This is a genomic window from Acinetobacter sp. S54 (genome assembly GCF_016624945.1).
GTDB lineage: Bacteria > Pseudomonadota > Gammaproteobacteria > Pseudomonadales > Moraxellaceae > Acinetobacter.
The window spans coordinates 478,559-490,310 of sequence record NZ_JACVUI010000003.1; the positions used below are offsets into that span (position 1 = coordinate 478,559).

The following is an 11,752-nucleotide window of genomic DNA, read 5'->3' on the forward strand; positions in this document are numbered from 1 at the left end:
TACTAGCTCCTTTGTTTTTTATATTTATCAATTTAAGCTGCGTCTTTTGGCTTAACCATATTATCAATCGCTAATATCTCAGCAATCACTTCATCCGATAAAAGTTGTTCTTCACGAATTAAACTAAGAACACTTAAACCCGATTCGTTGGCAGTTTTGGCGATGCGAGTGGTGGTTTCATAACCTAAATAAGGGTTTAATGCAGTCACGATCCCAATCGAGTTTTCAACTTGTTCTTTGCAGTGTTCAGCATTAGCAGTCACAGTATCAATACATTTGGTTTTAAACATAACCAATGCACGCGATAAGAGCTCAATTGATTCAAACAATTTAAACGCAATTAAAGGTTCCATTGCGTTCAACTGTAACTGGCCAGCTTCAGCAGCCAACGTGACCGCTAGATCATTGGCAATGATCTGGAAACAGACTAAGTTCATTGCTTCAGGAATGACTGGATTGACTTTACCTGGCATAATTGAACTACCTGGTTGGCGTGGTTCCAGATTAATTTCATTAATGCCAGTGCGTGGACCACTGGACAATAAACGTAAGTCATTTGCAATCTTGGAAAGTTTGGTAGCAGTACGTTTAAGTAAACCAGATAAAAGTACAAAATCGCCCATATCTGAGGTAGCTTCAATCAAATCAGGTGCAGATTTAATATCTTTTTGACTAATTTCAGACAACGCCTGAATTGCAAGTTGGGTATAACGATATTCAGTATTAATGCCTGTACCAATCGCTGTACCACCTAAATTCATATAGTTTAGTGTGTCTGGGGCAATACTATTAATCTTGGCTAAATCTTTTTCAAGGGTTGCAGCAAAGGCATGGAATTCCTGACCTAATGTCATGGGTACTGCATCCTGAAGTTGGGTACGTCCCATTTTCAAAATATGAGAAAACTCCTGACCTTTAGCACGTAAACTTACAATAATATCTTCAAATGGTTTATTTAGATCATCTAAACTAAAAAGTAATCCTAAACGAATTGCAGTAGGGTAGACATCATTCGTTGATTGCGACATATTTACATCGTTATTTGGATGCAAATATTGATATTCACCCTTTTTATGATTTAAAGATTCCAGTCCTATATTTGCAATTACTTCATTGGCATTCATATTGGTTGAAGTACCTGCACCACCTTGAATCATATCAATAGGGAATTGCTCGTGAAATGACCCATTTATAAGACGTTCACAAGCATATTTAATAGCTTCAAGTTTTGTATTATCTAATTTACCCAATTGATTATTTGCCTGCGCACAAGCGAATTTAACCATTGCTAAAGATTTAATTAAATGAGGGAACTGTTCGATTTTATTTGAACTTAAGTTAAAGTTTTCTATGGCTCTTAAAGTTTGAATTCCAAAATAACATTGAGTGGGTACTTCACGAAAACCTAAAAGATCTTTTTCTGTACGTGTTAAAATTTCGGCGTTCATTTTTTGGTCTATCTAAAGGAGATAATTCATCATAAAATTGGTAAGAAATAATTTCTAATGCATAGATTAAATTTACTATGCAAATTTTGCATACTGTGATTATAATCTTGCGATCTTACATTAAGACCATACAAATGAGCCTAGAAATTCGTTGGATTGAAGATCTATTAACCCTTGAACAAGAGCGCTCCATTTCTAAAGCAGCAGAACGTCGATTTGTTAGTCAATCTGCATTTACGAGAAGAATTCAACAGCTCGAACAAGCTTTAGGGTTTCCTATTTTAGATAGAGATAGCAGACATCTTGAGTTCACCGATGCTGGCCAAATCTTGCTCGCGACCGCTAAAAGTATTGAAGATCAATTACAAGCAACATTAGCTTTATTAAATAATTTAAACAAAACAAAAGAAGTTACTGTTCGTTTTGCTGTGGTTCACTCTCTTAGTTCTACTTTTTTTTCAAATTTTATTCAGATTTTCCCAGAACATCTTCAGGGATTTAAAATTGAATTAATTGCGGCAAATGTTGGCGAGGGATTTAAACTATTAAAAGAAGGTGCATGTGATTTTCTCATTGGATATAATGACCATAATAAACTTAGCCAAATAAATAGAGATATTATTGATTATTTAAAGCTGGGGCAAACTGATATTATTCCTGTATCTATAATAAATAAAGATGGTGAAGCCAAGTTTGATATAAATAAAAATTTCCCCTTACTTTCTTATAGTAAAAATGCTTATCTTAGAAATTTAGTGGATCAGGTGATTATTAATCAATTGGAATATCGAATATTATATGAAACCGATCATGCAAATAATTTAAAAGATTTTGTTATGCAGGGCGCTGGAATCGCATGGTTACCTAGAATTACGATAGAAGATGAGTTGTCAATGAATAAGGTCAAAATTCTTGCAGATAATAAATTCAGTATCCAGCAAGAAATTTTTATTTTAAGGAATAAATTAAATAAAGATGCATCCTTGCAGCAAATCTGGGCTTTTTTAAAAAATGTTCAACTGTAATTGAAAAATAAATTTTTCCAATTTAATTGTTTAGAGGTATTTAAAACCATTTGGTTATAATAACTAAGTCTAGAAGATCATAGACTTATTTTTACTGAATGGTTGATTTTATAAATGCATTAAAAAAAACGTCTAAATTACGACTAAAATTATGACAGTAGCATATTGATTTTAAAAAAATAAGTATTCTAGAATGCAGATAGTTTTATCGCTGGTCTGAGCTTTTATTTCTTTTATTGCATAGTTGATGGTTGAATACATACTTTATGTCAAACAAATATTCCAAGTTTTTTCCAAATCATGATGAATTTAGTCTAGATAATTTTCCCTATTATTGGATTACGCAAGTCTATGGTCTGTATGTTGCCAAAATGGATAACTCTTTAAAAAAATATGGTTTGGATAATTCCAGACGACGTATTTTATTGGCAGCCCATCTTCATCCTCATGCAAGCGTTTCGGATCTTTCGGAAACCACGTTGATAAAAATATCAACTACAACCAAAATTCTCATCCGCTTACGTGAGGAATGTTTAATTGAGACGATGTTATGTCCCAATGACAATCGAGTTACTCGTGTCAAATTAACGTCTAAAGGGGAAGAAATGGTCAATAAAATCAATGAAATGACGGTTGTATTATTTGATGATAGTTTTAAAGGATTAAAACCTTCAGATATTGAACGTTTAAATGATTCGTTGAAAATAATAAAGACAAATCTGGAATAGTTTGAAGGTTTTATTGTTCATAATGACTTATTCTTAGAACTGGATCATTATGAACATCATTGGCATGATATGAAGCCATCCAATAACTAATAAAATTAATGATAATTAGATTATTTAGAAGGCTTCATAATCAATATATTTATATTAGGAATGTTTGCAGAATTTATGATAGTTGAAGCTCTTAATAAAGTCACAAAAGTTGAAATATAAAAGTATTAACAATCAAATCCGGGTCTTACTCGCTGAATGTGCTGACAATGCACAAGAAGTAGAGATTCAGTTTGTAGAAAGCCAAACCAAGTTTGGTGCACAGATGCAAGTGTTTAGCGTTAAACCGTTGCCAAAAAAGAATCCTGACGGATCACAGCAACCTAAAAAATATTAATAATCAAAGGCTTAAAATACATAACTTCGTATAATGAATATTATGTTAAATAGGATGTCTAAAGACTGTAGCCTACACAACAATGTTGTGTAGGCTACAGCTCAGCAACACGAATCTCTACGATCATAATTCACATTGCTTTAAACAATTCCACCATTCACCCGAAGTACTTGCGCATTGATCCAATTACTTTCTTCATTAACAGCAAAGGCTAAAACAACTGCAATATCTTCTACTGTACCTAGACGTTCTAAAGGCGCCGCTTTAGCAAGCTGTTCAATCAATTCATCACTTTTTCCCTTTAGAAAAAGTTCTGTTGCAGTTGGTCCAGGCGCAATTGCATTCACCGTAATATTTTTACCTCTAAGTTCTTTAGCTAATATAGCAGTTAAAGATTCAATTGCCGCTTTTGAAGCAGCATAAACTCCATATCCTTCAGGTCGCAATCCCACCACACTGCTTGATAAATTAATAATTTTACCGCCATATGTCAGTCGTTTTGCTGCTTCACGCATGGTATATACTGCGCCTTTTAGATTGATTGCTAAAATCTGATCAATACTTTGGTCATCCACGTCTTCAATTTTATCTAAATACATGATTCCTGCATTATTAATGAGAACATCCAATCTACCATAGGTCTCAAAGGCATACTCAAATAGCTGAATCACCTCATTTGAATGGCCAATATTTGCCTCAAATGCAGTGGCTATCCCTCCGTTCATTTGAATTTTTTTTACAATATGTTCAGCTTCTTGATCATTATTTGCATAGTTAATAATGATCTTATGACCTTGTTTGGCCAATAAAATTGCAGTACAGGCACCAATGCCTCTGGAAGCACCTGTAATTAAAATAACTTTTTCCTGTTTTACAGATATTGTACTCATTCTGGCCTCATTAAACGAAATTTACCATCTATAAGTTTTATGATACTGTTCAGTTATCACTGAATAATCCTGTAAATTCAGACATCTTTATCCGAATATAACGAACAAATGAGTTAAGAATGATGGATAAGTTAAATGCAATGTCCGCTTTTGTTCAGGTTGTGGAACAACAAAGCTTTACTAAGGCTGCACAAATTTTGGACTTACCACGTTCTACATTGACAGATGCCATTAAACAATTAGAAATTCAATTAAATACACGTTTATTATTTCGTACAACTCGTCAGGTTAGAACCACTGATGAAGGTCAGATCTATTATGAAAGATGTAAATATATTTTGGCTTATATCAGTGAATCGGATCACGATTTTCTAAATGCTAAACCACAGGGAATTTTAAAAATTGAAGTTCATGGCGGTTTTGCTGCGCAATTTATTATGCCTAAATTGCATCAGTTTATTAATGAGTTTCCACAAATTCAATTACAACTGACTGAAAGTGATCGTTATGTTGATGTGATTAAAGAAGGTATTGATTGTGTTATTCGTATTGGTCAACTGAGAGATAGTGATTTAATTGTCAGGCATCTGGGAGATATTCGACAAATTACTTTAGCGAGCCCACTTTACTTGGAAAAATATGGTATTCCTAAAAATCTTGGGGAACTCAAAGATCATTTTATGGTTGGGTTTTATTCAACCGCTCGACAAAAAGTTAATCCGTTAGAATTTATACATCAGCAGAAAATAGAATTGTATAATTTACCTAGCATGATTCAGGTGAATGGAGCAATTAGCTATGCCGCTGCAGCAAAACAACATTTTGGTATCATTCAGGTTCCACACTACGGCTATTTGACTGAATTGGAACAAGGAAAACTTTGCCAGATTTTATCAAGTTATGCAGTACCCTCCCTACCCGTTTCTTTACTTTATCCTTCAAAGACGCTGCTTTCACCTAGACAAAAAGTATTTATCGATTGGATTGTTCAATTATTTAAAAATTATCCTTTAATCTAGTAATTAAAAATAACTGAATAATTAACACTCAATGATTTAAAAATGAGAAAGACATACTTTAATATCTTTCCCATGTTCTATTTATTTAACTTGCTTGTTTAAGCTCATCAAATGACTTAATTTCATATGGTAGACCCACATAGTTTTCAGCCAAAGTTGTTTGACCAGCAATTGAGCCTAATATATAGCTTAATTCTGCCTGTTTAATTTTATGATCAAATTCACTTTCATTTTCAAATCGATGCAATAAATGTGTCATCCACCATGAAAAACGTTCTGCTTTCCACACACGTTTTAGACATTTTTCAGAATATTCATCGATTCCTTGTTCAGAACCATTTTGGTAATATTCAATGAGTGCACTGGATAAATACGCAATATCTGAAGCAGCTAAATTTAAACCTTTTGCACCTGTTGGAGGCACGATATGTGCGGCATCTCCTGCTAAAAATAATTTGCCAAAGCGCATCGGTTCAGTCACAAAACTTCTTAATGGTGCGATACTTTTTTCAATAGAAGGTCCAGTCACTAGGTGTTCTCGGCTTTCAGGATCGAGGCGCTTTTTTAATTCGTCCCAAAACTTTTCATCTGACCAATTTTCCACTTTGTCCGTCAAGGGTACTTGTAAATAATAACGACTACGGGTTTCTGAACGCATACTGCATAAAGCAAAACCTCGTTCAGATTGTACATAGATTAATTCATCTGCAACTGGTGGGACGTCTGCCAAAACCCCAAGCCACCCAAATGGATAAACTTTTTCAAAAGTTTTAATTTTATCTTCAGGAACACTGGCCCGACAAACTCCATGATATCCATCACATCCTGCAATAAAATCACATTCGATTTGATAGATTTTACCTTGAGATTCAAATGTAACTTTTGGGTTTTCATAAAAATCATGAATTTGTACGTTGTTTGATTCATAAAATGATTTCAGTTCAGCTTGATCCCGTGCATGCATTAAATCTTTGGTGACTTCAGTTTGGCCATATACAGTGACTTGTTTACCCTTAGTTAAAGCGGATAAATCAACACGATGTTTTTGCCCATTGGTCAAAATTTCTATGCCTGAATGCGGCAACCCTTTTTCATTCAGATTATCATCAACACCGGCTTGTTTCAGTAAATCTACTGAAACTTGTTCCAAAATACCAGCACGAATCCGTGATGCTACATATTCTGCACTACGTTGTTCAATGATGATGTGATCAATTCCAGCTTTATAGAGTAATTGGCCTAACAATAATCCTGCTGGGCCAGAACCAATAATCGCGACCTTGGTTTTAATGATTTCCATGACTTCATCCTTGCAATTTCCTCTCATTAAATTACGTGCTTAAGTTTTTTATCTCTATATATGAATATCGATAAAATCCGTATACCATTATTACTGTCCGCTATGCGGACAAAACCAATGATTAGGCTAGGAATTTTGCTATGGATAGACAAAGTGAATTAGTTCTGCATCCTTCGTCAAATGAACAAATCAGAACTGAAGATTACATTGCAGGGCTAGCAAAAGGTTTAGCCTTACTCGAAGCTTTTGGAATAGATCGTCAGCGCTTAAATGTTACTCAGGTTGCAGAACGCACAGGCATAAGTCGTACCGCAGCTCGGCGTTATCTAAAAACTTTAAAATTTTTGGGCTATTTAGACACTGATGACCATTCTTTTTGGTTAACTCATCGTGTATTGCGTTTTTCTAGTTCCTATTTAAGTTCTGCACATTTGCCCAAAGTAGCCCAATCTTTTCTAAATCTACTATGTGCTCAAACTACCCTTACCTTTTCTATTGTGGTGCTGGATGATCATGAAGTTGTTCCAATCGCGCGTAGTTACTTACCTCAGCAAGATAATATGCGTGTAAGCCCTTATGGTATGCATTTGGGGAATCGCCTACCTGCACATGCCACTTCTACGGGTAAGGTTTTATTGTCTGCTTTATCTGTAGAAGCTCAAAAGCAATGGATTCAAAGGTATGGATTAAAACGATTAACCCCCTTAACAATTACCGATGAGCATGTTTTTTTAGAAACATTAAAGCAGGTTGCATTGTCTGATTATTGTTTATCGAAGGAAGAACATGAACTAGGAGTGATTGCGATTGCTGTTCCTGTTATGGATGCTCAAGGCAAGGCAATTGCTGCGCTTAATTGTATGTCACAAACAAATCGAGTCCAAGAAAGTTATTTAATTGATCAAGTATTACCTTTACTTAGAAATACTGCAAACGAGTTGAGAAACATTATTTAGCATAAAAAAGGGATTCCGAAGAATCCCTTTGATCATTCACTTTTAGCTTATTTCTCTAACGCATATGCTACAACGTAGTCACCATGATCTGGAGATTGACGCGCACCACCCGCAGAAATAACCACATACTGTTTTCCAGTTTTAGGGGATACATAGCTCATTGGGGTACCTTGGCTACCTACCGGTAGACGACCTTTCCAGAGTTCATTACCATTTGATGAGTCAAATGCACGTAAATAGTAATCTTGTGTAGCCGCGAAGAAAACCAGACCGCCTTGAGTCGCCATTGGTCCTCCAATAGTTGGCATACCAATTGGTGCTTTTAAGCCCATTTTGATACCCATCGGACCTGTATCCTGTATTGTACCTAATGGAACTTGCCATGCGACTTGACGCGTTTTCATGTCAATTGCAGTCATGGTACCAAATGGTGGTTTTTGACATGGAATCCCCAATGCAGACATAAAGCGGTTTTTATTTACTTTATAAGGTGTGCCTGCCATAGGTACGGCCCCCATGCCTGTATTAACTTTTTCACCGCCGCTGGCCTGAATTTTAACATCCTCAGGAGTCTGTTTAATCAATTGAATCCACAGACCTAAACGCATGTCGTTGACAAACATATAACGGTGTGACGGATCAAATGCAATTGAACCCCAGTTCATACCACCCAGTGAACCTGGAAAGCTCAATGAAATATCTGTACCCGGAGCCGTATATAAACCATCGTAGCGCATAGATTTGAAGCTAATACGGCACATCAACTGGTCAAATGGTGTAGCACCCCACATATCAGATTCAGTTAAAGTTTGATTGCCAATTTGCGGCATTTCAACTGAACGTGGCTGTACCTTGCTGTATTGTTCTCCTGGGATATCAGCAACTTTAACTGCCTGATTTTCAACTTTGGTTAGAGGTTGACCTGTAACCCGATCAAGTACATAGAATTGACCAGACTTCGTACCAATCACCACAGCAGGTTTAGTTGCACCATCTTTCATTGGGAAATCAACCAGACTTGGTTGCATTGGTAAGTCAAAATCCCAAAGATCATTATGAACGGTTTGATATACCCATTTTTCTTTACCTGTTGACGCATCAAGGGCTAAAACAGAAGTATTGTACTTGTGATCTGGTGCAATACGATTACCTCCCCATACGTCTACCGATGAGCTACCCATTGGTAGAAATACCGTATTCATTTGCGGATCATAAGACATTGCTGCCCAAGAGTTTGCAGAACTACGTTTATAAATTTCACCTGGTTTGAGTACATAGTTTGGATCTGGATTACGTGCATCGAATGCCCAACGTAATTGCCCTGTAATGACATCATATGCACGAATAACACCGCCAGGCATATCCGCTGCTACGTTATCTGCAACACGACTACCAATAACAAGAACTGAACCCGCTACTGTGGGTGCAGAGGTAACTTCAAATCTAGGTGCTTTAGTTCCATCTCCCAAACCTTGCAGTAAATCGACTGTACCATTTACACCAAAGTCTTTACAACGCTCACCTGTATCGGCATTGACTGCAATTAAACGGCCATCAGGGGTATTGGTATACACACGACGTGGACATTCAGTGTTTGCTGCGACTGTTGCAACTGCTGTTGCTCCTGCTAAGATCGGTTGTACTAATGGTTTTGTAGAGTCAAAATAAGCTACCCCACGGCAACGTTCCCACGCATCGGCTTTAGAATTGACTTCTGCTTTCCAGAGTTGTTTACCTGTGTCGGCATCAAGTGCAAAAATATTATTATGTGGAGTACATAGAAATACTTTATCACCAACCTGTAAGGGTGTCATTTGGTCTTCAGCACCATTACCAGTCCCTGTAGTAAAGTCACCCGTACGAAAACGCCAGACTTCTTTTAGGTTGGATACATTATTTCGATTGATCTGGTCTAATGCTACAAAACGGCTACCGCCCGCATCATTACCATAATGATCCCAATTGACCTGTTTTTTAGCTGGATCAACAGGAATTAAAGGTAATTCTCCTGATGCCTTAACAGTTGGATGAGGAATAAACATTCCATATAAGCCACCGATCATACCTAAAATCGTCACGCCAGCCACAATGTATGCTGGAGTTGATAGCGGAGTTTGATACTGATATTTGCGAATAGAGGGTAATGTCAATAATAAGGCTGCAAACAGGCCCGCTGGAAACATGAGGCGTGAATGCAGTGGCCAGAACTCCCATCCAGCATCAATTACTGCCCAGATAATAGTTCCGATAAACACCAAAGCGAATATCCAAACGCCTAATGTTTTTTTCTTGAAAATATAAAATGCAGAAACGGTGGTAAGTAAACCTGCAATCAGGAAGTACCAAGAGCCGCCTAGGCTAACCAGTTTACCGCCGCCGATAATATAAAATAAGCCCGTAATTAATAAAGCTAGCCCAAGTATAAAACACCATATTTTGAGTATGATGTGAGATTTTGCTTGAGGGTCAGACATACATCTTTCTCCACTTATCATAGTCATTAAAATTTGGAAACAACCAAACTAAAACGATTATGTATAAACACATTCAGCTAAAGTAGTTTTCACCACTTTAGCTGTTCGAATAATGCTTAAATTCAACAATATCTTTGCTTATATTTTAATCAATATTTTTATTAAAATCACGATATCGTTAGAAATTTAAACGCATACTTAAACCTGCTACCCATGCATCATCCACCTCTTTTACACCAGCAGGTTGATGAATATATTGAATGTTAGGTCGCAGCATCACAGCCGGTGACCATTGATAGGTGTAATTCAGCTCAATATTGAGTTCATCGCGCTGAATAGGAATATAATCAGCAGCAAATGCGTCATATTCATAATAACCACGGCTTTCATTTGTGGCGATCTGACGATCTTTTGCTCGATCATTAACCAAATAATTTGCTAGACCAAGACCAATAGAATCGTTTGGACGACTATCAAAAGCACCTTTGTACCAGAGTGCAACTTGTTGGGTGCTTTGAACCGTTGTTGTGGCTTTATCATTGACAACACCATTAAAGCTAATGAACAAACCGCGCTTTGTATCGTCATGGTGTTGGGTCAGCTGTTGTTGGGTATTGATCCAGAAACTATGTTTACTATTATGAACTTTGACTGCTGTACCTACATCATTGGCATCTGCTGTAGAATATAAAGCGCCTATTTTGTATTCGCCTGGCAAACCATTAAAGGTTGCAAGTTTTGGTTTCCATGCAAGTTCAACAGGAATAGTTGCACCTTTGACGTTATTCATATCAAGGTTAAAACCATCACTATTTGATTGAGTTTTGGTATTGTCAGGGTTGACTTCATAAACACCCAGTCCTAGTGTCCATTCAGGTGCAAATTGATATTTGACATTTGCGCCCCATAAACCCACTGGCCAGTTGTACCAGATCGAACCAATGGATTTACCTAGCTGTCCACCACAAAGCAGTAAATTTTGAAATTCACATTGTGAACTATTAAAGTCATCTGACATGCCCATGCGGCCAATTTTGACTTGTAAGGTATTGTCATTAAATCCTTTTTTAATCCATGCCTGAGTCAAGCGCCAGATTTTTCCACGTCCGTAAATTTCCTGACTATTCCCTAGGGTACCTGAACGCGGATCTTTAATTCGTTCTAGAGTAAGTGCATTACCATCACGTTTAGTGATCATGATGGCTGCTGTGGTATCTTCCCAGCCTGCAATTTTATTCAAATCAAAATTTGCACCTAAAGTCAGTTGCCCTGCATTTTCAAGGGTATTGCTATCATTATAGCCTCCATCGAGATTGGTTGCTGCCTGACTCATGATTGAAGCTGTAAACTTATAACCTTTATTTTCAAGTTGCTGACGCTCACCACTCCAGTCACCCAGTAACCATTGGCGGTCCTGAGACCAGAATTCATTGGCCAATGTCATTTGACTTGTGAAAACCGCCGTTGAAATCAAACCCAGTTTAAAAAAATGACGCATAATATTTCCTTTATCATGTAGATGCCTCC

Annotated in this window: 10 protein-coding genes; 5 read left to right on the forward strand and 5 right to left on the reverse strand. The window is 36.8% G+C overall.

All coding sequences use genetic code 11. From position 1 onward, the window contains the following. Window positions 1–32: 32 nt before the first annotated feature. The gene (locus tag IAE20_RS07855) at window positions 33–1,448 is read right to left on the reverse strand and encodes an aspartate ammonia-lyase (protein ID WP_200460264.1); all 1,416 of its coding nucleotides are present in this window, start codon (window positions 1,446–1,448) and stop codon (window positions 33–35) included. Between the two features lie 134 nt (window positions 1,449–1,582). Between IAE20_RS07855 and IAE20_RS07860 the strand changes: the two genes are divergently transcribed. From IAE20_RS07860 to IAE20_RS07870, 3 genes are all read left to right on the forward strand, one after another. Continuing rightward, window positions 1,583–2,473 carry a LysR substrate-binding domain-containing protein gene (locus IAE20_RS07860; protein WP_200481863.1) on the forward strand — a complete coding sequence of 297 codons (891 nt, stop codon included), beginning with the start codon at window positions 1,583–1,585 and terminating at the stop codon, window positions 2,471–2,473. 266 nt (window positions 2,474–2,739) lie between these two features. Next, window positions 2,740–3,201 (forward strand): MarR family winged helix-turn-helix transcriptional regulator, encoded by a 462-nt coding sequence (locus IAE20_RS07865; RefSeq protein WP_200481862.1) that lies wholly within the window; start codon window positions 2,740–2,742, stop codon window positions 3,199–3,201. A 199-nt stretch (window positions 3,202–3,400) separates the two neighbouring features. Next, window positions 3,401–3,586, forward strand: a complete 186-nt coding sequence (locus tag IAE20_RS07870) for a hypothetical protein (RefSeq protein ID WP_200481951.1) — start codon at window positions 3,401–3,403, stop codon at window positions 3,584–3,586. A 140-nt stretch (window positions 3,587–3,726) separates the two neighbouring features. On the opposite strand, the gene IAE20_RS07875 is transcribed toward IAE20_RS07870, so the two are convergent. After that, window positions 3,727–4,476: an SDR family oxidoreductase gene (locus tag IAE20_RS07875; protein WP_200481861.1), complete on the reverse strand. Its 750-nt coding sequence runs from the start codon at window positions 4,474–4,476 to the stop codon at window positions 3,727–3,729. A 122-nt stretch (window positions 4,477–4,598) separates the two neighbouring features. Between IAE20_RS07875 and IAE20_RS07880 the strand changes: the two genes are divergently transcribed. Next, window positions 4,599–5,495 carry a LysR family transcriptional regulator gene (locus tag IAE20_RS07880; protein ID WP_200481947.1) on the forward strand — a complete coding sequence of 299 codons (897 nt, stop codon included), beginning with the start codon at window positions 4,599–4,601 and terminating at the stop codon, window positions 5,493–5,495. A gap of 85 nt (window positions 5,496–5,580) precedes the next feature. Here IAE20_RS07880 and pobA read toward each other — a convergent pair whose 3' ends face one another. Further along, window positions 5,581–6,795 (reverse strand): 4-hydroxybenzoate 3-monooxygenase, encoded by a 1,215-nt coding sequence (gene pobA / locus IAE20_RS07885; protein WP_200481860.1) that lies wholly within the window; start codon window positions 6,793–6,795, stop codon window positions 5,581–5,583. Window positions 6,796–6,935: 140 nt separating this feature from the next. Here pobA and pobR point away from each other — a divergent pair, with 140 nt between their 5' ends. Further along, window positions 6,936–7,751, forward strand: a complete 816-nt coding sequence (gene pobR, locus IAE20_RS07890) for an IclR family transcriptional regulator PobR (RefSeq protein WP_200481859.1) — start codon at window positions 6,936–6,938, stop codon at window positions 7,749–7,751. A 47-nt stretch (window positions 7,752–7,798) separates the two neighbouring features. Here the strand turns inward: pobR and IAE20_RS07895 are convergent, their stop codons facing one another. Beyond that, entirely contained in the window at window positions 7,799–10,225 is a 2,427-nt protein-coding gene (locus IAE20_RS07895; protein WP_200481858.1) for a glucose/quinate/shikimate family membrane-bound PQQ-dependent dehydrogenase, read from the reverse strand. Between the two features lie 178 nt (window positions 10,226–10,403). Beyond that, window positions 10,404–11,723 (reverse strand): carbohydrate porin, encoded by a 1,320-nt coding sequence (locus IAE20_RS07900; protein WP_200481857.1) that lies wholly within the window; start codon window positions 11,721–11,723, stop codon window positions 10,404–10,406. Between the last annotated feature and the right edge of the window lie 29 nt (window positions 11,724–11,752).

Bases quoted from the DNA above. Each gene is read 5' to 3' on its own strand.
- IAE20_RS07855 (WP_200460264.1), bottom strand. From the start codon at position 1,448: ATGAACGCCGAAATTTTAACACGTACAGAAAAAGATCTTTTAGGTTTT.
- IAE20_RS07860 (WP_200481863.1), top strand. From the start codon at position 1,583: ATGAGCCTAGAAATTCGTTGGATTGAAGATCTATTAACCCTTGAACAA.
- IAE20_RS07865 (WP_200481862.1), top strand. From the start codon at position 2,740: ATGTCAAACAAATATTCCAAGTTTTTTCCAAATCATGATGAATTTAGT.
- IAE20_RS07875 (WP_200481861.1), bottom strand. From the start codon at position 4,476: ATGAGTACAATATCTGTAAAACAGGAAAAAGTTATTTTAATTACAGGT.
- IAE20_RS07880 (WP_200481947.1), top strand. From the start codon at position 4,599: ATGGATAAGTTAAATGCAATGTCCGCTTTTGTTCAGGTTGTGGAACAA.
- pobA (WP_200481860.1), bottom strand. From the start codon at position 6,795: ATGGAAATCATTAAAACCAAGGTCGCGATTATTGGTTCTGGCCCAGCA.
- pobR (WP_200481859.1), top strand. From the start codon at position 6,936: ATGGATAGACAAAGTGAATTAGTTCTGCATCCTTCGTCAAATGAACAA.
- IAE20_RS07895 (WP_200481858.1), bottom strand. From the start codon at position 10,225: ATGTCTGACCCTCAAGCAAAATCTCACATCATACTCAAAATATGGTGT.
- IAE20_RS07900 (WP_200481857.1), bottom strand. From the start codon at position 11,723: ATGCGTCATTTTTTTAAACTGGGTTTGATTTCAACGGCGGTTTTCACA.